This window comes from Mycobacterium sp. E2733, assembly GCF_001667585.1.
GTDB lineage: Bacteria > Actinomycetota > Actinomycetes > Mycobacteriales > Mycobacteriaceae > Mycobacterium.
In genome coordinates, this window is sequence record NZ_LZJZ01000083.1 from 312,636 (window position 1) to 335,499 (window position 22,864).

At 67.7% G+C, this 22,864-nt stretch carries 21 protein-coding genes and 1 pseudogene; 7 read left to right on the forward strand and 15 right to left on the reverse strand.

Annotation, left to right across the window (positions count from 1 at the left end; translation table 11 throughout):
• The 3 genes and pseudogenes from A5678_RS14895 to A5678_RS14905 form a co-directional block, all read right to left on the reverse strand.
• The gene (locus A5678_RS14895) at window positions 1-270 is read right to left on the reverse strand and encodes a DUF4242 domain-containing protein (RefSeq protein WP_067209967.1); all 270 of its coding nucleotides are present in this window, start codon (window positions 268-270) and stop codon (window positions 1-3) included.
• A 76-nt stretch (window positions 271-346) separates the two neighbouring features.
• Window positions 347-759, reverse strand: a pseudogene (locus A5678_RS26560) (MarR family winged helix-turn-helix transcriptional regulator).
• 53 nt (window positions 760-812) lie between these two features.
• Window positions 813-1,454, reverse strand: coding sequence for a TetR/AcrR family transcriptional regulator (locus A5678_RS14905; RefSeq protein ID WP_068043542.1), 642 nt, complete (start codon window positions 1,452-1,454; stop codon window positions 813-815).
• A gap of 220 nt (window positions 1,455-1,674) precedes the next feature.
• Between A5678_RS14905 and A5678_RS14910 the strand changes: the two genes are divergently transcribed.
• Window positions 1,675-4,650 (forward strand): RND family transporter, encoded by a 2,976-nt coding sequence (locus tag A5678_RS14910; RefSeq protein WP_231983671.1) that lies wholly within the window; start codon window positions 1,675-1,677, stop codon window positions 4,648-4,650.
• On the opposite strand, the gene A5678_RS14915 is transcribed toward A5678_RS14910, so the two are convergent.
• Window positions 4,612-5,220, reverse strand: coding sequence for a TetR/AcrR family transcriptional regulator (locus A5678_RS14915; protein ID WP_068043546.1), 609 nt, complete (start codon window positions 5,218-5,220; stop codon window positions 4,612-4,614). The genes A5678_RS14910 and A5678_RS14915 overlap by 39 nt on opposite strands.
• A 65-nt stretch (window positions 5,221-5,285) precedes the next feature.
• Between A5678_RS14915 and A5678_RS14920 the strand changes: the two genes are divergently transcribed.
• From A5678_RS14920 to fadD1, 3 genes are all read left to right on the forward strand, one after another.
• Window positions 5,286-6,116 (forward strand): alpha/beta fold hydrolase, encoded by an 831-nt coding sequence (locus A5678_RS14920; protein WP_068043548.1) that lies wholly within the window; start codon window positions 5,286-5,288, stop codon window positions 6,114-6,116.
• 32 nt (window positions 6,117-6,148) lie between these two features.
• Window positions 6,149-6,919 carry an SDR family NAD(P)-dependent oxidoreductase gene (locus A5678_RS14925; RefSeq protein ID WP_068043550.1) on the forward strand — a complete coding sequence of 257 codons (771 nt, stop codon included), beginning with the start codon at window positions 6,149-6,151 and terminating at the stop codon, window positions 6,917-6,919.
• A gap of 79 nt (window positions 6,920-6,998) precedes the next feature.
• Window positions 6,999-8,642 carry a fatty-acid--CoA ligase FadD1 gene (gene fadD1, locus A5678_RS14930; protein WP_068043552.1) on the forward strand — a complete coding sequence of 548 codons (1,644 nt, stop codon included), beginning with the start codon at window positions 6,999-7,001 and terminating at the stop codon, window positions 8,640-8,642.
• Here fadD1 and A5678_RS14935 read toward each other — a convergent pair.
• The 9 genes from A5678_RS14935 to A5678_RS14975 all read right to left on the reverse strand — a co-directional run bounded on the left by A5678_RS14935 (window position 8,581) and on the right by A5678_RS14975 (window position 18,925).
• Window positions 8,581-9,234, reverse strand: coding sequence for a MarR family transcriptional regulator (locus A5678_RS14935; protein WP_068043555.1), 654 nt, complete (start codon window positions 9,232-9,234; stop codon window positions 8,581-8,583). The two genes, fadD1 and A5678_RS14935, sit on opposite strands and share 62 nt — an antisense overlap.
• A 7-nt stretch (window positions 9,235-9,241) precedes the next feature.
• Window positions 9,242-9,664 (reverse strand): Zn-ribbon domain-containing OB-fold protein, encoded by a 423-nt coding sequence (locus A5678_RS14940; RefSeq protein WP_068043557.1) that lies wholly within the window; start codon window positions 9,662-9,664, stop codon window positions 9,242-9,244.
• Window positions 9,661-10,824 carry a thiolase family protein gene (locus A5678_RS14945; RefSeq protein ID WP_068043559.1) on the reverse strand — a complete coding sequence of 388 codons (1,164 nt, stop codon included), beginning with the start codon at window positions 10,822-10,824 and terminating at the stop codon, window positions 9,661-9,663. The genes A5678_RS14940 and A5678_RS14945 overlap by 4 nt, the downstream gene beginning before the upstream one ends.
• 16 nt (window positions 10,825-10,840) lie before the next feature.
• Window positions 10,841-11,182: a hypothetical protein gene (locus tag A5678_RS14950; RefSeq protein WP_068043562.1), complete on the reverse strand. Its 342-nt coding sequence runs from the start codon at window positions 11,180-11,182 to the stop codon at window positions 10,841-10,843.
• Window position 11,183: 1 nt separating this feature from the next.
• Entirely contained in the window at window positions 11,184-13,511 is a 2,328-nt protein-coding gene (locus A5678_RS14955) for a CoA transferase (protein ID WP_068043564.1), read from the reverse strand.
• Window positions 13,512-13,513: 2 nt separating this feature from the next.
• Entirely contained in the window at window positions 13,514-14,851 is a 1,338-nt protein-coding gene (locus A5678_RS14960; RefSeq protein ID WP_068043566.1) for an amidohydrolase family protein, read from the reverse strand.
• A 211-nt stretch (window positions 14,852-15,062) separates the two neighbouring features.
• Window positions 15,063-15,476, reverse strand: coding sequence for a Zn-ribbon domain-containing OB-fold protein (locus A5678_RS14965; protein WP_068043567.1), 414 nt, complete (start codon window positions 15,474-15,476; stop codon window positions 15,063-15,065).
• 6 nt (window positions 15,477-15,482) lie between these two features.
• Window positions 15,483-16,691 (reverse strand): thiolase family protein, encoded by a 1,209-nt coding sequence (locus A5678_RS14970; protein WP_068043569.1) that lies wholly within the window; start codon window positions 16,689-16,691, stop codon window positions 15,483-15,485.
• An 8-nt stretch (window positions 16,692-16,699) separates the two neighbouring features.
• Window positions 16,700-18,925 (reverse strand): acyl-CoA dehydrogenase, encoded by a 2,226-nt coding sequence (locus A5678_RS14975; protein WP_068043572.1) that lies wholly within the window; start codon window positions 18,923-18,925, stop codon window positions 16,700-16,702.
• A 145-nt stretch (window positions 18,926-19,070) separates the two neighbouring features.
• Between A5678_RS14975 and A5678_RS14980 the strand changes: the two genes are divergently transcribed.
• A complete protein-coding gene (locus tag A5678_RS14980) occupies window positions 19,071-19,652 on the forward strand; it encodes a TetR/AcrR family transcriptional regulator (RefSeq protein ID WP_068043574.1) in 582 nt (193 codons plus the stop codon).
• Here the strand turns inward: A5678_RS14980 and A5678_RS14985 are convergent, their stop codons facing one another.
• Window positions 19,653-20,237, reverse strand: coding sequence for a TetR family transcriptional regulator (locus A5678_RS14985; protein ID WP_068043576.1), 585 nt, complete (start codon window positions 20,235-20,237; stop codon window positions 19,653-19,655).
• Window positions 20,238-20,295: 58 nt separating this feature from the next.
• Here A5678_RS14985 and A5678_RS14990 point away from each other — a divergent pair, with 58 nt between their 5' ends.
• Window positions 20,296-21,393 (forward strand): DUF1214 domain-containing protein, encoded by a 1,098-nt coding sequence (locus tag A5678_RS14990; RefSeq protein WP_068043578.1) that lies wholly within the window; start codon window positions 20,296-20,298, stop codon window positions 21,391-21,393.
• Window positions 21,390-22,562, forward strand: coding sequence for a sulfotransferase (locus tag A5678_RS14995; RefSeq protein ID WP_068043580.1), 1,173 nt, complete (start codon window positions 21,390-21,392; stop codon window positions 22,560-22,562). Before A5678_RS14990 ends, A5678_RS14995 begins: the two co-directional genes overlap by 4 nt.
• Here the strand turns inward: A5678_RS14995 and A5678_RS28255 are convergent.
• On the reverse strand, window positions 22,554-22,864 hold a 311-nt coding region (locus A5678_RS28255; protein WP_304528367.1), incomplete at its 5' end, for a hypothetical protein. The two genes, A5678_RS14995 and A5678_RS28255, sit on opposite strands and share 9 nt — an antisense overlap.

Sequence of the window (22,864 nt, forward strand, 5' to 3'; positions counted from 1 at the left end):
TCAGATGTCGGACAGCGCCCCGTCCGGCATCAGGCGCTCTTTCACTTCCACGACGGAGTCGGCGGGCAGGCCGGCCCGCGCGGCCGCGGATCTGATGGCCTCCGGCGAGGGCGCCTCATACAGGCAGTACGTCTTCCGCTTGTCCGCCGACAGGAACGAGTACATCCAGCGAACGCCCTCCAGGTCGTTGATTCGATTGATACCGTCGGCAACCTCGAGGCCGGGCTCCAGTTCCTCGGCAAAGTTGCGCTCGACCATGAAGATGGGCACGGCGACTCCTGTTCACTGTCTTGGGTCGAGCCTAGGCCGTCGGCGGCGTTGAAGACATGGGAATTTCCGGCGGCGGCTACTCCCCCGTCTCCGCGCTCTGGTCGGCGAGCAACATCTGTAGCGTCTCGCGCAATCGGCCAATCGCTCCCGTCCCAGCACCTGTTCCCAGCGCTGCTCCAATTCGACTGCGTTCGAACGCATTACGCGGAGCACCTGCCGGCCGCGCGGCGTCAGTTCGATGATCCCGGCTCGCGCGTCGAGGGGATTGGGAGCCCAGGTGACGGAGCCACGCCGCTCCAGCCCGGTGATCGCCTGGGCGACCGCCTGCCGGCCCACCTGCAGCCGATCGCCCAGATCCGACGCGTGCAGCCCACCGGCCGCCAACGGCACGAGCGCGACCGCTTGCACCGGGCGGATCCCGTCGAGTCCCGCCGCGGCAAACGCCGCGCGCAACCGCGACACCCCCGACGCGGCCACCAGGTTCACCATCTCGACCGGCTCATCCGGGGGGTCATCGCGGGCGTCGCCGCCGTTCGCGGTGACTAATGATCTTCCGCGGTGAGCCGGCGTTCGAGCGCGCCGGTGATGTCCGTGGTGGCCACGACGAGGGCGGTCATGAACTCGATGAGTTGAGCTCGACTGACATTGATTTGGCGTCGGTACCACTGGGTGATGAGCTCCAGCAGGCCGCCGACCACCGTCAACGCGGTCAGCATGATGTTGTCGTCGGTGCCGGCGGCTGCACCGAGCAATGCCCGTACCTGCCCGACCATGACCTGGGTGAGGACGTCGATCACCTCGTCCCGACGGCCGGCCAGCGCTTCGGCCGTTTGCAGCTCGATCAGCAGCCGCGAGCGCCGCGGATCCTCGTCTATGAAGCCGAAAGCGAACTCGATGACGGCGCGGGCGCGGGCCTCGAGTTCGTGCGGTGACTCCGCGACCGCTGCCATGATCCCTGTCAATGCGCGACTGAACTGGTCTTCGAAAGTCGCGATCAGCAACTCGTGGCAGTCGCGGAAGCTCTCATAGAAGTAGCGGTCGTTGAGCCCCGCACTTGCGCTGACGGCCCGTACCCGAAGATTGTTCACCCCATGCTCGGCGATCGTGTCGAAGGCTGCCTCGATGAGCTGCCCGCGGCGCTGTTCACGCCGCTGATCAGCGGTTAGGCCACGGTGCACTGCCATTCAGGCTTCACTCCAATTGTCGTCCGGCTCGCGGACTTGCGCCCGTACCCCAGTTTGGTGAAGGATCTCACCAACATGGTTTGGTGAACTGCTTCACCAACCAATCATAGGGGGAGCGGTGCCACGGGGGATCTTTTCGGGAGCGGGTTCTGTTGGCGCGCCGCGGCGGGCCGAGCCCAGGGTTGAGCGCACGGGTGAATACAGTGCGCACCTTGCCGCGTTGGGCGGACTTGCCGTCCGGCGCAAAGCATGGGTGATCGGCACATGGATCGGCGTGGCGGCGATCCTCGCCATCGCCTTCCCGCAGCTCGAGACGGTCGTGCGTCAGCAGTCGGTCCAGCTCTTGCCCGGTGACGTGGCGTCGTTCCAAGCGCTTGATCGCATGGCGGCGGCCTTCGACGAGCGGGGCGCGAAGACCTCGATCGTCATCGCGATGGAAGACCCCGCCGGGCTGACCCCACCGGCGCGGCAACGCTACGACGCCCTCGTGGCCGCGCTGCGCGCCGACAAGACTCACGTGCTGCTGGTGCAGGATCTACTTGCCGAGCCCACCACCAGAAGCCGCGCAATAAGCAAAGACGGAAAGGCGTGGTTCCTGCCCGTCGGGATCGCCGGCACACTGGGCGACCCCACGGCAGCCGAGTCGGTCGACGCTGTGCGCGCGCACGTCTCCTCCGTCGTCAGCGGGTCATCGACCAAAGCCTTCGTCACCGGCCCGGCCGCGACGTTCCGTGATCAGATCGGCTCCGGCGAGCACGAGCTGCTCCTCATCTCGGTCGCGACCGCCGCCCTCATTGGGCTCATCCTGCTGCTGGTATATCGGTCGGTGGCCACCGCCCTGCTGCCGCTTTTGGTCATCGGCGCGAGCGTGGCCGTCGGCCGAGGCGTTCTGTCGGCACTCGGTGAATTCGGCGTTCCCGTCTCACAATTCACCATCGCGTTCATGACCGCGGTTCTTCTGGGCGCCGGCACCGACTACAGCGTGTTCCTGCTCAGCCGCTATCACGAACAACGACGGCGTGGAAACGCCCCCGAACAGGCCATCATTCATGCGTGCGGCAGCATCGGGCGCGTCATCTTGGCTTCAGCGGCCACGGTCGCTTTGGCGCTGGCCTCCATGATGTTCGCTCGCCTGAGTGCCTTCCAGGGTGTTGGCCCCGCATGTGCCATTGCCGTGCTGATCGGATTTCTGGCCACCGTCACGCTGCTCCCGCCGCTATTGGCGCTGGCGGCCAGGCGCGGTATCGCCGAGCCCCGCGCCGACCTATCCCGCCAGTACTGGAACCGGATCGCCGTCATGGTGGTACGACGACCAACGCCGGTGCTGGCCGCGAGCCTGGTGGTCTTGCTGGCGCTGGCAGGCGTGGTGGCCACCATGACGATCAGCTACGACGACCGCACAGGACAACCCGCGAGCACCGCCAGCAATCAGGGCTACCAGCTGTTGGATCGGCACTTCCCCAAAGACACCGTCATCAACGAATTTCTGCTTGTGCAATCCCGCACCGACATGCGGACCGCCAAAGGCCTCGCCGACCTCGACGCGCTTGCCTCGCGGGTGGCCCAGCTACCCGGGGTCACCCGGGTCTCCGGTGTCACCCGCCCGACCGGGAACCGGCTCGATCAAGCGCAATTATCTTGGCAGAACGGGCAAATCGGCGACAAGATGGCCGGTGCCGTCGCCGATGGGGAAGCCCATAAGGACGACCTCGCCAAACTCACCAACGGTGCCGACCAGCTCGCGGCCGGCCTGGGCCAACTCGACACCACACTGCGGCGCGCGCTCACACCGTTGACCGATCTCTTGGACCAGGCCGGAAGCAGAGGTCAACAGCTGCAGGGCGCGCGGCCCCTGCTGCAACAACTCAACGCCACCGCACCCGCGGTGGATCAGGCGGTGCACACCGGTGCGGGACTGCGGCCCCTGGCCCAACAAGCCGCCGCCGCCATTGCGGCGATCGAACCACTCGTCGAAGGCCTCAATGCCTCACCCTGGTGCGCCACCACGCCACAGTGCGTGCAACTGCGCGACGAAACCCGCGTACTCGTCACGTTGCGCAACGGTGGATTCTTCGACCACGTGGCGGGACTCAGCGATCAGTTCAGCCAAACCACCACCCTCGCCGGCACACTCACCGATATCCAAAACGCCGCCACCACAATGCAGCAGGCGGTCGGCGCGACCGGCAACCCCGCAGACCTCGTCGGCAACATCCATCGTCTGCAAGGCGGCGTCAGCCGACTCGCCTCGGGCGCCCAGGCATTGGCCGGCGGGGTACATACCCTCGCCGACAGCAACATTCGACTGCTCGCCGGCATGAGCCAGATCGCCGACCAGCTGCAGAATGCCGCGCGCGCCACCGCGGGATCGGATGCGGCCTCCGGCTTCTACCTACCTTCGACGACATTCGAGAATCGCCAATTCAGCGACCTGGCAAGGCACTTCATTTCCGCGGACGGGCGCACCGCCCGATTCGCCGTCACATCCGCATATGACCCTTACTCCGCTGAAGCGATGGCCCTGAACCATAAGATCGTCGACACGGCGAACGCCGCCCGGCCGAACACGTCGCTGGCCGGCGCCGCCGTCTCCATGGCCGGATTCACCGCCGTCAATTCCGACCTCCAGCACTTGCTGTCCGCTGACTTCACCCGCCTGGCCACCGCAACCCTGGTGGTCGTCGGCGTGGTTCTGATCCTGCTGCTGCGTGCCGTTGTCGCACCGCTCTACCTGCTGGGCACCGTCGTGCTGAACTATTTCGCCGCCTTGGGCCTCGGAGTGCTGGTCTTCGAGTACGGTTTCGGCCACGCGATCGCATGGCCCGTCCCGCTCCTGGCGTTCATTCTGTTGATCGCGGTCGGCGCCGACTACAACATGCTGGTGATCTCCCGCTTGCGCGAGGAGTCCGCCGGCAACATGCGGGTCGGCGTGCTACGCACCGTGATCAGCACCGGCTCCGTGATCACCTCGGCAGGACTGATCTTCGCCGCCAGCATGTTCGGACTCATGATCGGGTCGCTCGACATGATGATTCAGGCCGGATTCGTCATCGGCTGCGGGCTGCTGCTGGACACATTCGTCGTCCGCACGCTCACCGTTCCCGCGATCGCGACCCTGCTGCGGGAACAGAGTTGGTGGCCCCATCGAACCAGCGCCTCACGACCCCGCCAGCATGCCGTCGATCAGCCGGTGTAGCACCTGCCGGGTCTCGCGGCGCATGCGTTTCGGATCCTCGGCGGTCGCGATGAGCATGGCCGCCTCGTCGAGCGCGCCGATCAGCACGTGCGCCAAGGGCCGCACCGGTTGCTTGGCCAACTGGCCGGCCCGGATCGCCTCGGTGATCAACTGCTCGGTCATGCCCAGGCTGTACCGCTGCGCGACGTCACGAAAACCCGCCCAGCCCAGCACGCTCGGGGCATCGAGCAACATCAGCTGACGCACCTCCGGATCACCGGAAACCTCCAGCCACGCGTCGACCGCCGCGCGGATCGCATCCGCCGGCGTCGTCGCCCCCGACTCGGCCACCAAGGTGCCCATCCGCGCCATCACGTCCTGCTCCACCGCCTCGACCACCTCGCGGAAAAGCGCTGCCTTGTCAGCGAATTGGTGGTACATCGCGCCGCGCGTCACCCCCGCCGCGGCCGCGATCTCCGGCGTTCCGACCTCCGCGTAGCCACGGAGTCCCCACAGCTTGCGGGCAGCCGCGATCAACGCGTCGCGGGTCGCCGCGGAGCGCTCTTCCTGTGTCCGTCTCTTGCTTTCCATACAGTCTGTTGGTAACTTACGAACAGGCAGCCTGTTTGTAAGTGTATCCCGAGCTAGGAGTTCTTATGTCGACGATCGACATTAGTGCCGGAACCATCCATTACGAAGCAATAGGACCCGAAAGCGGCAGGCCGGTCGTCTTCGTACACGGGTACATGATGAGCGGCCAGCTATGGCGCCAGGTCAGCCAACGACTGGCCGACCTCGGGCTGCGGTGCATCGCGCCGACCTGGCCGCTCGGAGCGCACCCGGAGCCGTTGCGGCTCGGCGCCGATCGAACCATCACGGGTGTCGCGGGGATGGTCGCCGAGGTGCTGACCGCGCTCGACTTCGAGGACGTGGTGCTGGTGGGCAACGACACTGGCGGGGTCATCACCCAACTTGTCGCCGTGCACTACCCCGAGCGGCTCGGTGCGCTGGTGCTCACGAGTTGCGATGCGTTCGAACACTTTCCGCCGCCGATCCTCAAGCCGGTGATCCTTGCGGCCAAGTCGAAGACGACGTTCCGGGCCGTTTCCCAGGCCATGCGGGTGCCGGCTGCGCGCAAGCGCGCGTTCGACGGATTGGCGCACCGCAACATCGACGACCTCACCGAGGCGTGGGTGCGCCCGGGGCTATCCGATCCCCGCATCGCCGAAGACCTGCGCCAGTTCACGCTGTCGATGCGCACGGAGGTGACGACGGGCGTGGCCGCCCGGCTGCCCGAGTTCGACAAACCCACCCTCATCGCGTGGTCGGCCGACGACGTGTTCTTCGAGCAGCAGGACGGGGCCCGCCTGGCCGCCGCGATCCCGAACGCCCGCCTCGAGGTCATCGGCGGCGCCAGGACCTTCTCGATGATCGACCAACCGGACCGGCTGGCCGACCTGTTGTCGACGATCGCGGTGCGCACGTAACCGCCGGCGCCCCCGGCGGTAGCGTCTTGCTCATGTCGGATGCGACGCCACCGCTGCGGGGCCGGCGGATCCTGGTCACCGGCGGAGCGACCGGTATCGGGGCGGCCGCCGTGGGAGCACTCACCGAGGCGGGCGCCGACGTCGTCGCCACCTATCACCGGACCCCGCCGCCGGACGGCCTCCCGGCCACCTGGCTGCAGTGCGACGTGCGCGACGCCGACGCCGTCTCGGCGATGGTGCGACAAGCCGCCGAGCGCTTGGGCGGGCTCGACGTGCTAGTCAACGCCGCGGGGTTGTGGCAGGCCGGAATTCCCGGTTACATCGGCGTCGACGAGATCTCCTTCCTGTTGGACACCAACGTGAAGGCGACCATCCTAACCAATCAGGCCGCCTACGCCGTGATGAAGGACCAGGACCCCAAGGGGGGCAGGATCATCAACTTCGGCTCGTCGGAAGCCGTGATGGGCAGCCCGATCTCGGCGGTCTACGCCGCCACCAAGGGCGCGGTGCAGGCGTGGACGCGATCAGCCGCTAAGGCCTGGGCGGGGGACAAAATCACCGTCAACGCTTTGGCGCCGGCGGTGCAGACGGCCGGCGCCGACCGGCTGCGCGAGTTCCTCGGCCCAGACGCGAGTGCGTTTATTGATCAACAGATGCAGATGATGATTCCCCTCGGCGGGAAGCTGGGCGATCCCGCGCGGGATCTCGGCCCGATGCTCGTCTTTCTGGCCGGTTCCGGGTCCGGGTTCATCACCGGGCAGCTGCTGGCGGTCGATGGCGGCTTGATGATGGTGGGCGGATAGCGACGCGCCGCCGCGCCGTCGCTACCATAAGACGGACCGTCTCGTCTCGCAGGACTGAGAGTGAAGGTGATTCCGACCGATGACTGAGGACACGATTCAGGCGCTGCTGCGGAAGCGCTTATCCGATCCGGGGGTCGCGGTCAAACACCGTGCCCTGCAGTGGAGTTGGAGTCAGTACCTGGCGGGTTCGGCGGCGCGGGCGGCCGCCCTGATATCCGCCGCCGACCCCGACCGGCCGATGCACGTGGGCGCCCTGCTGGGAAACAACCCCGAGATGCTGTGCCAGATGGCGGCGGCCGGCCTCGGCGGCTACGTCCTCTGCGGCCTGAACACCACCCGGCGCGGCGAGGCGCTCGCGGCCGACCTGCGGCGCGCGCATTGCCAGTTCCTCATCACCGACGCCGAACATCGGCCGCTGCTGGACGGGCTGGACCTCGCAGGAACCGAAATCCTCGACACCTCGACGCCGCAGTGGACCGAATTCATCAAGGACGCAGGCGAACTCGTGCCGCATCGCACGGTGTCCGCGATGGACCCGTTCATGATGATCTTCACTTCGGGAACGAGCGGGAACCCCAAGGCGGTGCAGGTTTCACACCTGATGGCGACGTTCGCCGGTGTCAACCTGGTTCAGCGCTTCGCGCTCTCCGAGCAGGACACCTGCTACGTGTCGATGCCGCTGTTCCATTCCAACGCGGTCGTCGCGGGATGGGCGCCCGCGGTGGTCTCCGGCGCCGCGATCGTTCCGGCGAAGTTCTCGGCGAGCGGCTTTCTCGACGATGTCCGCCACTACGGCGCGACATACATGAACTACGTGGGCAAGCCGCTCGCATACATCCTGGCCACCCCCGAACGCGACGACGACGCCGACAATCCCCTGCGAGTCGCGTTCGGCAACGAGGCCAACGACAAGGACATCGAGGAGTTCGGGCGGCGCTTCGGCGTGCAGGTCGAGGACGGCTTCGGCTCGACCGAGAACGCCGTCATCGTGATACGCGAACCCGGCACCCCGAGGGGCTCGATCGGCAAGGGCATCGACGGGGTGGCGATCTACAACAGCGACACCGTCACCGAGTGCGCGGTCGCCCGCTTCGACGCCGACGGCGCCCTGGTCAACGCCGACGAAGCTGTGGGCGAGTTGGTCAACACCGCCGGCTCGGGCTTCTTCACCGGCTACTACAACGACCCGGACGCCAACGCCGAGCGCATGCGACACGGCATGTACTGGTCCGGCGACCTCGCCTACCGCGACTCCGATGGGTGGATATACCTGGCCGGCCGAACCGCCGACTGGATGCGGGTGGACGGGGAGAACCTCGCCGCCGCCCCGATCGAGCGGATCTTGTTGCGGCACAGCTCGATCAACCGCGTCGCGGTGTACGCCGTTCCGGACGAGCGCGTCGGCGACCAGGTGATGGCCGCGGTCGTCCTCAACGAAGGGCACACCCTCGATCCCGACTCCTTCGAGGCGTTCCTCGACGCGCAGCCGGACCTGTCCCCCAAGGCCCGCCCGCGCTACGTCCGCATCGCCACCGACCTGCCCAGCACCGCCACCCACAAGGTGCTCAAGCGCCAACTGATCGCGGAAGGCACTGGTGTCGTCGCGGGGGAAGTGCTGTGGGTACGCGAACCACGCGGGACCGCTTATGCCGTCGCGGCGCCTAGCTCGGACTCCCGGGCGCCCGCCGGCGGATCTGGCCCTTCGACCGTCGCACCCGCCTGACCGGATCCCGCGGTGTGCCCGTGGCGATCTCGTCACGCAACTGCGCGATGTTGGACAGCTCCGCATACAGGCCGCGGATCGCGTAATCCAGCACGGCGAACGAGAAGCGCTGGTCGGGGTCGTCGGTGATGCCGAGTTCCCGCGACCGCTGCCGCGACCACAACGCCTCGTCCAGCCGCGCCCGCGTCGCCTCGAGGTGCCGGTCCAGCGTGTCGACGATGCGTTCGGGGTCCTCGCCACGGGCCAGCCAGGTTCTGAGGATGACCGGGTGCTTGATGACGACCTGGTCCTCGCCCGGGAAGTGTTGCACCCACCGGCGCAGTGCATCGAGCCCGGCGTCGGTGGTCTCGTACAGCGTGATCGACCGCTTGCCGGACTGGGCGCCGATTTCGCTCACCATGCCGCGCGCCAGCAAGCGGTTCAGTTCGCGCCGTACGTGACTGACCGACGGGGACCAGTAGAAGTGGCCCACCGACAACTCGGCGCGCATCTTGATCTCGCCCGCGGTGAGCTGCTCGTCGTTGGCGGCCAGCACACCCAACACCAGGTAGGCGGTTACCGGGAGGCCGTTGCTGGTGCCGCGAGGGCTCATCGGTCGTCTACTTCTGGCCGGTGAAGTACGGCAGCATCACATCGGGGCCGACGGCGTGGAACTGCACGCCCACGCGCATGCCGATCCGCAAGTCCTCCGGCGCGACGCCGACGACGTTGGTCAACATCTGGTAGCCCTCGTCCAGCGTGACGATCGCGGGCGCATAGGGCGGTTCGAATTCCGCCGTCACCGGCCGATGAACCACCGTCCAGCTGTAAACCTCGCCCAGCCCTGAGCTGAGCTCCCAATGCACCTGCGCCGAAAGGCATTGGCGGCAGTGCTCGGTCGGCGGGAAGTTCGCCAGGCCGCACGCCGCGCAGCGTTGATACCGCAATTCGCCGGACCGGCAACCCTCCCAGAAGGGAACGCTGAGGTGGCTGCTCGCGTGGGGCACTGGGCCGCTTTGTGGGCGCAAGGCATCGGAAGTCACAGCGGCTCGTCCCCCAGAATCAGCAGTGTGGTGAACAAGGCGCCCGCTCCCCCGTTGCTGCACAACGCGATGTGCGCGTCGGGAACCTGAAGGTCGCCCGCCTGTCCGCGCAGCTGCTGGACGGCCCGGATGGCGCGCTGCATCATTTGCGGATTGGAACCCGCGTGGCTGAACGACATGGTCCCTCCGTCGGTCGTGATCGGATGGCTCCCGTCGATGGCGATGTGGCCATCGGCGACGAATGGTCCGCCCTCACCCTCGCCGCAGAACCCGAAAGCCTCGAGCTGGCGGATGATTTCGAAGGAGAACGGGTCATACAGTTCCAGCACGTCGACATCGTCGGGCCGCAGCCCGGCGTGGTCGAACGCGCGCTCGGCGGCGCGCCTACCGACCACGCCGTTGACGTGTCCGTCCCGTCGCCCGGCGAGGTCCCAAGCCGGCGGGTGCTGGTAGGACGGGCCATGGAAGTCGGCGCCGCTGCCCAGCACGTAGACGGGTTGGCTTGCGCCGTGGGTCTTTTCGAGGTTCGCCACGACCAGTGCGCACCCGCCTTCGGAGGTGGTGGCGCAGTCGAGGAGGTGAAACGGGTCGGCGATGGGCCGGGACGCGGTGATGTCGTCGGGCGCGAAGGGCCCGCGTTGGTAGTACACGGCTTCGGGGTTGCGCGATCCGTTGTTGCGGATGGTCGCCGCCACGATCGAAAGTTGTTCGCGGGTGGTGCCGTAAATGTGCATGTGCCGGCGTGCGATGAGTGCGAACTCGGCGGTCGTGAACATGCCCCACGGCGCGACGAATTCGTTCTCGGGGCGGGTCCACGGCGCCGTCGCCTCGTGGTCGCGGTACTCGCCGGCCTGCGCGGCCACCAGCACCACCACGTCGGCCATGCCGTGTTCGATGGCGGTGACCGCCTCGGTGATCATGCCGACGCCGAAGGCGAGGCCCTGCCAGGCCGGGCCCAGGCGCAGGTCGTAGATGAGCGCGGTGGACAACGGCCCGGCGCTGATCCCGTCGACGTCGTCCAGGCCGAGGCCCGCGTCGTCGAGCGCGCCGCGGATGGCCGCCAGCGCCAGGCTGCGTGAGGTCTCGCCGTCCAGGCGGCGGCCCTGCCGGGTGTTGTGCACCCCGACGATCGCCGCCGTGCGTTTAGTGCCTGCCACCATCCTCGATCCTTCGGGTTTAGTTTTCGTCAGCCACGACACCGAGGTAGGTGCCCATCACGTCGTAGGGTCGCCCGTCGCGGGTGATGGTCCCAATCGTTTTGGTTCGGGCGTCGGTGGGCCCCGCGCCGGCAGCCGCTCCCCTTTTTAAGACATCAATCCGCACGTCCACGGGTCGGGCCGTCTGCGGGTCGGTGATCTCGACGACCATCGCCACCGCGCGCTCGTGCTCGTCCCATTCGACGCTGGTGATGCGGTGCCGGGCGGTCAGTTCCATCACCACCGAGTCCTCGCGCACCAAAAAGAGCACCGGTGCGCATAATTCGCCGGCGCGGGGCGGCACGCAGAGGGTCACCGCCATGTCACAGGCCCGCCGGCCGGGTGCTGATGGTCCCCGACCGCCGCAACGCGGACAACTCTTCTTCGCTGCGCCCCAGCAGGTCCGTCAGCACCTCGCCGGTGTGCTGCCCGTACAGCGGCGGCACTCGCCGGATCCAGCGCCGCGGTCTGCCGAGGAACGCGAAAGGCATTCCGGTGCACAGAAAGGTGCCGGCGACGGGGTGGTCGACGGTTTCCCAGAAGCCCCGCGCGTGCAGGTGCGGGTCGCGCAGGAGGTCGGGGGCCGGCGTGACGCGCGCCGCGGCCACCCCGGCGTCGCGCAGCGCTTCGACCGCTTCGGCCACCGACTGGCGTGCGGTCCAGTCCGAGATGAGTTTGTCGATATCGTCCGCGTGCTCCAGCCAGTCACCGCCGCGAAGATCCGGTTGACCCAGCAGCGCGGCCAGGCACGCGCGGGCGGCATCGTCCATCGCGGCCAGCGCGACCCAGTCGTCGTCACCGCGGCAGCGGTAGACCCCCTGCGGGGCGGCACCGGGGCCGCGATTCCCGTTGCGGCGCATTTCTATTCCGTTGCGGGAGTACTCCACCAGCATCTCGGCGGCCACGTTCAGCGCCGCCTCCACCATGGTGGATTCCACGTGCATCCCGGTTCCGTCGCGGTCGCGTACCACCAGCGCGGCCACGGCGGCGAAGGCCGCGTGCAGGCCGGCGATCGGGTCGCACACGCCGCGCGGAATCACCGGGGGGCCGTCGGCGTGTCCGGTCATCCACGCCATGCCGGTCGCCTGCTCCATCGTCTGGGCGAAGCCCACCCGGTCGCGCCAGGGCCCGTCCAGACCGAAGGCGGGCATCCGCACCATGATGGCGCGGGGGTTGGCCGCGCGCACGGCATCCCAGCCCAGACCGAAGTTCGTCATCACCCGGGGCGAGAAGTTCTCGATGACGAGGTCGCTTGCGGCGATGAGCTCCAGCGCGACGGCCCGTCCCTCGCCGGTGCTGAGCTCGACGCTGACGCCGCGCTTGTTGTTGTTGCTGCACAGGAAGACCGGCCCCCACTCCCACCACTGGTCCCAGCTGGGCGGGCGGCCGGCGGAGAACCGCATGCCGTCGGGCCGGCGGACGCCCTCGACTTTGATCACGTCGGCGCCGAGCGAGCCCAGCAGTTGGGTGGCGACCGGTCCCGCCCAGAAGGCGGTGAGATCGGTGATCCGCGTGTCGGCCAACGGGAGGGTGTCGGGGCCGGGGGGCGTGGCCGGCCGTGGTGGCCAGCGAACCCGCCCGTTGTCGGCGCCGAGGCGCGGGGCCCGGCCCGGCGGCTTGGTCGCCATCGCGTCGCCGCGATACGGCACCCGGGGCTGCAACAGGCCCGCCCCGGATTCCGCGAACACGCCTCGCTCCACGAAATGGTCGATCGTGGGCAACATCTCGGGCGTGGCGATCGGGGCGACCGGGATCCGGAAGGCGACGGCGAGGTCGACGATCTCTTGCGTGGTGCGGGACTGCGTCCACTGCGTGACCATGCCAAGGAACTCGTCGCGGCGGGCGACGCGGCCGTCGAACGAGGCCAGCTCGGCGTCGTCGAGGAGGTCGGCCCGATCGATCAGCACCAGGAAATCTTGGAACTGCTGCGCGGTGATGGTGCAGAACCCGACCATGCCGTCGGCCGTTGGGACGATCGACGGCAGCTCCAAACTGCGCTGTCCCAACAGGGAATCCGGGCCCAGCACACTGGCCGACATGGCGGACAGGCCGCCCATTGCGATGACCATCGCCTCGTACGTCGACACGTCGATGACCTCCCCGCGGCCGCTCCGCGCGGCATGCCGGGCGGTCGCCGCGGCGACCGCGGCGGCGAAGGTGCCCGCCAACCACTCACCGAGTTGGCCGCCGGCCTGCACCGGTTCGTCCTCCGGCCAGCCGCGGCCGGCGGTCGAGCCGCACAGGGCCTGCAGGATGAACTCGTTGGCTGCCACCCGATCGTCGACGTAGGGGCCCGTTGCGCCGAATGGCGTCACGGCGACCACCACGGCCGAAGCGCCCGTGTGGGCGGTGATTTCGTCGAGGGCCCACCCGTCGGTCAGGTCCGTGATCACGATGTCGGCGCCGGCCAGCAACGCGGCGATCTCCGCCTGGCCGCTGTTGGTCACCGATTTCTTGCCCGCGGCCAGATAGCCGAACAGCGCACCGGGTGACCCGCCAGCCGACCGCTCGCGAATCGAGTCCCCCTCTGCGGACTCGATTTTCACGACGTCGGCGCCGGCGTCGGCGAACATCTTGCCGCAGTAGGACACCGCGATTCCGTTGGACAGCTCCAGCACGCGCCAGTCCGCGAACGGCGCCCGGGGTGACACGTTCAGTTGCCCAGGGTGGTGGCCCGGCCCGCAATGCCGACCGCTTCCGCCGTCACCTGCGCCTGGAGCGCGAACTGGGTCATTCGGGTCCACGCGTCGCGGTCGCGCTGGCTTGCCCGGCGCCCGACATGCGTCACCACGTCGACGTCGGTGGCCTGGGCGCGGAGATACCCGGCGCGGGCGTGTTCCTTGGGGATGTGCTGGAACGGATCGAATGAGTAGGCGGCCATGGCGTTTTCGTGCGTGATCTTGTTGATCACCGAATCGTCGAGATGCCCCATGGTCTCGATGACATCCTCGGGCGCGAACGGCCAGTTGCTGTCGGAATGGGGAAAGTCGGACTCCCAGCACAGCATGTCCTCATTGAACCAGTCCATGTTGCGCACGCCGACCTTGTCGCTGATGAAGCACGTGTAGAAGTGCCGCTTGAACACGTCGGCCGGTCCGCTGTAGCCGAGCGGGAACTTGGCCAACGTCCACCCCGAGTGGCGGTTGTAGACGTGCTCGGCCCGCCACAGGAAGTACGGTATCCAGCCGACGTCGCCCTCGGTGAGGGAGAACTTCAGCTGCGGGAAGTCGGCCCAGAACTCCGCCCAGATCAGCTCGGTGAAGGTGAACATGCTCATCATGGACGACGCCGTCATCTGCACACTGGGCGGGGCATCCGTCGACACCTGCGGTGAGCGCGACGCGGAGCCGACATGCGTGCACAACACCGTCTTGTTCGCGCAGACGGCCTCGAACAATGGATACCAGTATTTGGTGTGAATGCTGGGCATCTGCAACGCCTCTGGATTCTCCGAGAACGTCACCGCGTGGCAGCCCTTCTTAGCGAGGCGGTCGACTTCCTTCGCCGCCTCGGCCACGTCGAAAAGCGGCAGGATGCCGCAGGGAATGAAGCGGCCCGGGTAGGCCGCGCACCACTCGTCGATGTGCCAGTCGTTGTAAGCCTTGATCATTACCAGGTTGACGTCACGGTCGGGACCCTGGTTGAGGACCTGCCCGGAGAACCCGGTGAAGTTGGGGAAGTTCAGGCCGGCCAGCTGGCCACCAGCGTTCATGTCGCGGACCCGCTCGTCGACGTTGAAGCAACCGGGCCGCATCTCGTCGTAGCGCGAGGCGTCGATGTTGTACATCTCGCGCGGCTTGCCCGCCACGGCGTTCAGGCCCATGTTTCGTCCGCGCACCTCGCCGTAGTACCACTGCTGGACGCCGTCGGGTTCGATGACCACTCGGGGGGCGCGGTCCTTATAATTCGCGGGAACGTGCGCGTCGAACATGTCGGCAGGTTCGGCGATGTGATCGTCCACGCTGATCAGGATCAAATCGTCCTTGTTCATGCCGCACTCCTCGCTGATCTAGCGACTAGTAGATAATGGTGCTCGTCACAGTGTCAACCGGGTCCGCCAGGTCGCGGCCGCGGCTAAACGGTTGTATTGCAACACCGGGTACCCGTCGAGGCCCCCGACGCTTTGCGGCCGAGCCGTTGGTAAGTAGCGACTAATAGTCGCTACGGCGAGCGTGCGGCTGGCCGCATTTTCGCGCCCGGACTCAGTCGGCGGGCGCGTACCGCAGCATGGTGACGTCGTGCTCCGGGTAGTCGAAGAACACCGGCTTCACCCGCATCCCGACCCGCAGGTCTTCGGGTTCGACGCTGACCATCTCGGTGGAAAACCGTGGCCCCTCGTCCCATTCGACGATGGCGAGCAGTTGCGGAACTGCGTCGGCGAAGTGCGGGCTGACCGGCCGGCGCGCCACGGTGAAGGAATACAGCGTTCCCATGCCGGAGATCTCGCGCCATTCCAGGTCGTCGGCGAGGGTGCGAGGCGCACGCACCCGCGGGTAGAACACGTAGCTTCCCAGCGAGGGCGAGTACTGGATGGCGATCCGATGCTGCGCCAGCGCGTCCCAAAACGGTGCGCTGGTCGGGGTTTTGACCGGCATCGGGCGCTCGAAGGTGGCCATGTCCGATCAATCTCCCTCGAGAATCAGCGTGGTCTGTTCCGACAGGATTCCGCCGTTGCCCGACACGAATGCGCGGTGACAGTCGGCGACCTGCGCCGCACCCGCGCGGCCCATGATCTGGCGGGTGGCGTCGCAGACGTGATGCATGCCGCCGGCCAGCCCGGCCTGGCCGAAGCCGAGTTGCCCACCCGCGGTGTTGAGCGGGAAGTCGCCGCGGAAGGTCAGGTCGCGGTTGGCGACGAACTCCATGCCCTTGCCCTTGTCGCAGAAACCCGCGTCCTCGAGCGATAGCAGGACGGTGATGGTGTAGCAGTCGTAGATCGACACCATGTCCATCTGCTCACGGGTCAGCTCCGTCATGGCGAACGCGGTGTCGGCGGCCTCCGCGATCGGGGTGTGCAACAGGTCCTTGGCGTAGGTCGGGGTCTTGAACGGCACATGTTCGCCGAATCCCTTGACCCACACCGGCCGATGGCGCGCGCGCCTGGCAAGGTCGGCGTTGGCGACCACCACCGCGGCGCCCCCTACACAGGGCATCACGATCTCCAGCATGTGCAGCGGATCGGCGATAACCGGGCTGGCCAAGACATCGTCGACCGTGAGCGGCTTGTCCTTCCAGATCGCTCCCTCGGTGTGGTTGGCATTGAACCGCTGGTCCACGACGATCTTCGCCATCGCCCGCTCGTCGTAGCCATAGACGGCCGCGTAGCGCTGCGCCACCTGACCGTAGGGGCCGTTCTGGCCGAGGTTGCCGTAGGGAATCTCGAATTCCGCCTGGGGAGAGCCATATTGATTGCTCGACGAGCCGAAGAACATCGCGTCCACCAACGGCCTGGGCTTCTTCTTCGATGACGGGGTGATGTAGCGCGCCGGCAACGCACACAACACCGCGTCGCAGATGCCCAGCTCGATCGCCGCGGCCGCCCGCCAGACCATGGCCGCCGCGCTGGCCCCGCCGAGGTCGACGTGCTCGGCGAATCGCGCTCCCACGCCGAGGTATTCGGCGATGGTGGACGGCACGAAGATCTCCGACTCGGCCAGGTGCGACGCCACGATCCCGTCGACGACATCACCGGGCAGCCCCGCGTCCTCGAGCGCGGCCGCCGAGAGCTCCGCCCATTGTTCGATCGCGAACGGCGCGAGCGAGGCCTTGTTGAGGCGCTCAGGCGGCAGCTCGACATAGCCGACGATCGCTGCTTCTCCACGTAATCCCATGGGCCATCCTACTTTCGGGGGAGTCCGAGGATCATCTGCGCGATGATGTTCAGCTGGATCTCCCGGGTTCCGCCGCCGATCAGCTCCGCGGGCAGGTGCAGGTAGCGCTCCACGACGTCGGGGTCGGAGTCGGCAACCATCGCCATGCGCCCGGTCAACCGCAGCGTGGCCTCGAAGGTTCGGCGCAGCAGCACATTCATCGCCACCTTGGCGATGCTGGACGCGGGCCCCGACGCCTGGCCGTCGAGCAACCGGATGGTCTCCCGTACCCCCAGCGCCTTGATGGCGTTGGCGTACGCGTCCAATTCGCCCAGCGCGCGCAGCGCGTCGTCGCGGTCGGGCCCCGGTTCGGCCGCGAGCCGCCGCAGCGCTGCCGCCCGGTCGAACTTCACGTAGCCGCTGATGGCCGAGCGCTCTTCGGCCATGGTCGCGATCGCGAGGTTCCATCCGTCGGTGGGGGCTCCCAGCAACATCTCGTCGGGAACGAAGACGTCGTTGAGGAACACCTCGTTGAAGTGCGCCTGCCCGGTGGCCGTTTTGATCGGCTGGATTTCGATGCCGGGCGAGCGCATATCGAGGATGAAGTAACCGATGCCGCGATGCTTGTCGGCTTCGGGGTCGGTGCGCGCCAGCAGGGCGCCAAGGTCGGCGTACTGCGCCAACGACGTCCAGATCTTGTGGCCGTTGATTCGCCAACCACCGTCGACCTTGGTCGCCCGGGTGGCCAGCGACGCAAGGTCGGAGCCGGCGCCTGGCTCACTGAACAACTGGCACCAATGAATCTCGCCGCGCTGGGTCGGCGGAATCAGCTTTTCTTGCAAGTCTTTTGGTGCGGCGGCCAGCACGGAGGGCAGGATCCACTCGGCGATGTTCAGCGACGGTCGGACCAATCCTGGTCGCTTGGCGAACTCTTCGTCGACGATGAGCTGTTTGAGGGGACCCGCATCGACGCCCCACGGCGCCGGCCAGTGCGGCGCCATCAGGCCGGCATCGGCCATCAACGTGCGCTGGGGCCCGGAGGCCTGGTCCGGGTAGTCGCCGTGCGGTGCCGGCTTGTCGTTGCGCAATTGCATTGCGGCATCGAGGGTCTCGGCCACCCACGCTCGGAACTGCGATTCCGCGTCGCCGAGGTCGACCGACATGTCGCGCTGCTGGGTGCAGGTCAGCCGGCCCAGGCGCCGGGCCCAGCGATTCGCCGGACCGATCGAGGCCGCGAGACTGATCGCCCGCCGCCAGTACAGGTGCAGGTCGTGCTCCCAAGTGAAACCGATGGCGCCGAACATGGTCAACGCGTCGAGGACGAGGTCGGGCACCGGCGCGATCGCGATCATCGCCGAGCCGGCGGCGGCCATGCGGTGCTGGTCGAGCGATTCGTCGTTGGCGCGCACCGCATCCCAGGCCGCCGCGGTGGCGAGCTCGCTGCTGACCAGCAACATCGCCGCGTTGTGCTGCAACGCTTGGAAGGTGCCAATCACCTTGCCGAACTGTTCCCGGATCCGCAGGTGCGCGGTCACCGCTTCGACGCACCACCGCACGATGCCGGCCATCGCGCTGGCCAGCAGGCCCATAGTGATGCACCGCGCACGCTCGGGATCGATCCCGGTGAGCACTTCGGAGCCGGCGGCGCGGTAGTCGTCGAGCCGCAAGACGCCGGCGTCCGCGAGCAGGTCGGTGCCGTTGACGGGTTCCGCTGTCATGGCGGGGTTTTCGCTGTCGACGGCCGCCCAAACCACGCCGCTGTCCTCCGAACGGGCGGCGACCAGGACCGTTCGCGCCGCGCAGACACCCGCGGTGATTTCCGAAACCCCGGTGATCCGCCATCCTCTGCCATCGGTGTGCGCCCTGAAGTCGCCGTCGTCGGGAAGCACGACGGCCGCGATGGCACCGGCGGCCAGGTCGCGCAGCAGCGCTTCGGCGGCCGGTGTGCGATCGGCCAGCAAGGCGACGGCCCCCGCGGCGACCGTCGGCAGCAGCGGTCCGGGCAAGAGCGCCTTCCCCGCCGCCTCCAGAACGCAGGCCGCGTCGATCAGCCGGCCGCCCTGGCCGCCCAGGCTTTCGGGCAAGTGCACCGCGTGAAAGCCGTTGCCGACGAGGGCATCCCACCACCCGGGCCGCAGCCCCGCCGCGAGGTCATCGAAACTGTCGCGAGTGGCAGCGATGGGGGCGTGGCGGCCGGCGAACTGCCCGACGGCATCGCTGAGATCCTGCTGCTCCGGGCTGAGTCCCAGGGTCACGATGACGGCCGAGTGGTGATTATGGCTGGCCGCACGGACTGAAATCCTTCCGAGACTCACAAGACGGACCGTCTCGTCTTGTGGCAGACTACCGGGGGCAGTCAGGCTATGTAAAGCGGGCCCCGGCGGCAGTGAGGATCACCATATGCCAAGCGATCTCACCCAGGTGAGCCCGCCGAGGCGGCGCAGCGAGAAGTCGCGCACGGCAATCGTCACCGCGACGCGTGAGCTGCTTCTCGAGCGCGGCTTCGACGGTCTGACCATCGAGGCGGTCGCCGCCCGGGCCGGGGTGGGCAAGCAGACCATCTACCGGTGGTGGCCGAGCCGCCCCGCCCTGGTCGCCGACGTCATGCTCGAGGACGCCGACCGGCTGCTGGCGTCGGTGAATCACACCGACGATCTGGCCGCCGACCTGGTGGGCTGGGTCGGCAAGCTGGTCACCAGCCTGACGACCGCCCGCGGCTCCGCCATGTTGCGAACCCTGACCGTCGCCTGCATGGAACACGAGGACACTGCCGTCCGGCTGCGCGCCGGGTTCAGCGCGCCGCTGCACGAGAGCGTGCGGGCCCGGCTCCTCGCCGAGGGCATCGCCGCCGCCACAGCCGAATCGGCCGCGGACGCGATCGTCGGCGGTGTGGTGTATCCGATCCTGTCCGGCGCCCAGCCCTACTCACGGCGGCGGGCGGAACGCACGACGCGGCTCATCGTCGAGGCGCTCAAAGGCTGATCACCTGATCGTGATCGCGGCCAGCCCTTGACGCACCCGATCCGGTAGGGAGCCCCCGCGGCTGAGCCAGTCATCGAGGGCGATGCGCACGGTCGCCATGGCCAGCGCACCGATCAGGCGCGGCGTGGGGTCTTGGGGTGCCAACCGCCGCAGCCGGGGAGCGATGAGCTCAGCGATAGCCAGCTCGTAGCGCACGTAAATGTGCAGCGTCCACGCATCCAATGTCTCGGAAGACCTCGTCAGGACGGCCAATTCGCGAATCCGCCCCTCGATGTCGGCGAACCCGCCGGCGAGGTCCGTGAAGGCGCCGATGACGGCGTCGGTGGCGCTCAGGTGCTCGGGCTGGGCCGCCAGCGCGGTGGTGATCCGGTTGAGCCAGTGGACCGTCATGCCCTCGGCGACGGCGTCTTCCTTGGAGTTGAAGTAGCGGAAAAATGTTGCCCGCCCGATGTCGGCCTCCTCGGCGATGCGGTCCACTGTCGTGCCCGCCAGACCGCTCGCGGCGACCAACTGAGCCGCGGCGGCGGCGATGCGTTGGCGCATCGCCGTTCGTTTGCGTTCGGCCAACGACGTCGTGGCAGCCATTCCCACCTTTTCCGCGAATCGACACCTAAATCGTAAGACATAGTCTTAGCATGAGACGATGTCTCACGATCCCGATTCCTCCGATCCGCCGGCCCCGAAGGCGCTGGCCGCCTGGCAGTTCGTCCAGCAGATGCTTGCGGACATCACCAAGGTCGTGACCGAGGACGCCGAGTCCGAGCGGGAACTGCTCGAAGGGCTGCGCTTGATCGCCCGCGTCTCGTCCCTGTGCGCGCAGATGTCCGTCGAGGCAGATGCCAAGCGGCCCTCCTTCTTCGATATGTGTTCGGAGAACCGCATGGTCGGCGGTCCCAATCCCGACGGCAACTACTACCTGGCGATGATTCGTGGCGACCGGAGCTACCGGATCACCGGATCCCGGGGCACCAGCGCCTATCTCGGGCTGCAGATCCTGGCCGGGACGGGGCTCACCCCGCGCCGCATGGCGGGTTACGTCAGTGATGTCGATTTGACATTGCGCGCAGGCCAATTCGCGCTCGTGCTGTCGGCGAACGAACCCTCGGACCTAGCCGGCGCACAGTGGGTGAAGATTCCCGAGGACGCCTCCTCGGTGGTGGTCCGGGAGTACATCGGCGATCGCGCGCGCGAAGAGCTGGCCACGCTGCGGATCGAGGCGTTGGATTCCGGCCCACTGGCGCCGCTGACGGACGGCGAGCTCGCCGATCAGTTCACCGCGATGGCGTGGTCGTTGATGAAGCTCGCGACGCTGCACCGAACCATCAAGCCCGAACTGCTCGACGCGCCCAACACGTTGCTGACCGCCGAGGCCGCCAACCTGGGCGCCGCCGACACCACCCCGGACAACCTGTACATGATCGGGACCTACCGGCTCGAACCGAACGAGGCCCTGGTGCTCGACATCGCTCCGCCCGATACCCGCTATTGGAACGTCACGCTGGAAAGCATCTGGCACGAGTGCCTGGAACCGCGCGCCCGGCACAGCTCGGTGACCAACCGTGGCGTGGCACCCGATGCGGACGGCCGGGTGCGGATCGCGGTCTCCGCAAAGGACTTCGGAGTGGGCCACTGGCTGGACACCGGTGGCCGGCGTCGTGGCTTCGTCGTCCTGCGCTGGCTGGACAACCCCAGCCCTCCCGACGTGAAGGTGGCGGTGCAGCGATGTGAGGAGCCGGCATGACACTGCAGGACCGCTTCGCCCCCGAACGGCTGATAGCCGCCGCCTGCGAGGAAATCGGAGCCGACGACTTCGGCGCCGAGGGCTGGCGGCCGGGGCTGCACCGCCTCACCGACGGGCTGATCAACGACGCGCGGCTGTCGGACATCGGGGTGGAGATCGCCCACCTCGACATCATGCGGGCCCTGAAAAATCGCCTGGGCGTGATCGCCTGGCGCAAGCAGCATCCCGAGGTCGCGACGAAACCTGTTGCGGCGCCGATATTCATCGTCGGCCAGCCGCGCACCGGAACAACAATCCTGTACGACCTGCTCGCCCAGGACCCCGCGTTGCGCCCACCACTGACCTGGGAGGTCGACGAACCCTGTCCGGTTCCGCAGCCGGAGACCTATCACGACGACCCGCGCATCGCGCAGACGCAGGCCACCATCGACATGTCCGAACAGATCATGCCGGGGTTTCTGGCGTTTCATCCGATGGGCGCCCTCGTCGGCCAGGAGTGCGTGCGCGTCACGGCCGCGGAGTTCGTCAGCATGATCTTTTCGGTGCAGTACCGCCTGCCGAGTTACTATCGCTGGCTGCTCTACGAGGCGGACCACGCGGGCGCCTACCGATTCCACCGAATCTTCCTGCAGCACTTGCAATCCGGGGTTGACGGGCAGTGGTTGCTGAAGTCTCCGGCGCATTTGTGGCAGCTCGACACGCTGCTGGCCGAGTACCCCGACGCGTTGATCGTCCAGACCCATCGCGACCCGCTCAACGTCATCTCGTCGATCGCCGCCCTGACCCACCACCTGCGCCGGATGTGCAGCGACGAGTCCAGCATCGCCGAGTGCGCGGCCCAATCCTACGAGGAGATCGTCGTCGGACTGGAGCGCGAGATGGCCCTGCGCGACAGCGGGGCGGTGCCGGCGGACCGCGTGATCGACGTGCAGTACACCAACTTCATCAACGACCCGTGGACCACGATCAAGGACATCTACCAGCGGCTCGACCGCGAGCTGCGGCCCGACGCCGAGCAGAAGATGCGTCAATTCCTTGCCGCCCACCCCGGCGACGGTGGGCGTGGCCGCTACACCTGGTCGGACACCGGCCTCACGGCGGGCGAGGTGCGGGAGCGGGTGCGTGCCTACCAGGACCGCTACGCGGTACCGGCCGAAACCCTAAGGTGACTCCGGTCGGTGTGGGCCGACCATCGCGGTTCCGGTGTCACGGTGCGAGCCTGACAAAGCCGGGCGACATAGGTGGCGCCGGGGGCTGCTCCACCGGACCACCACCAGCGGTGCCACCACCGCCACCAGTGCCGCCCGTTCCGCCGGCGCCACCACCGCCGCCGCTGCCGTCAGCTCCCCCCGGCTGAGGGCCAATCGCAGGGGGTGGCGGCTGCTGCGGCGGGGGCGCGCCCCGTAAAAGCGGCCCAGCGCAACGGTATTGGTGGTGCTCACTTCGCGGACCAGCATCCTGGTGATGAGGA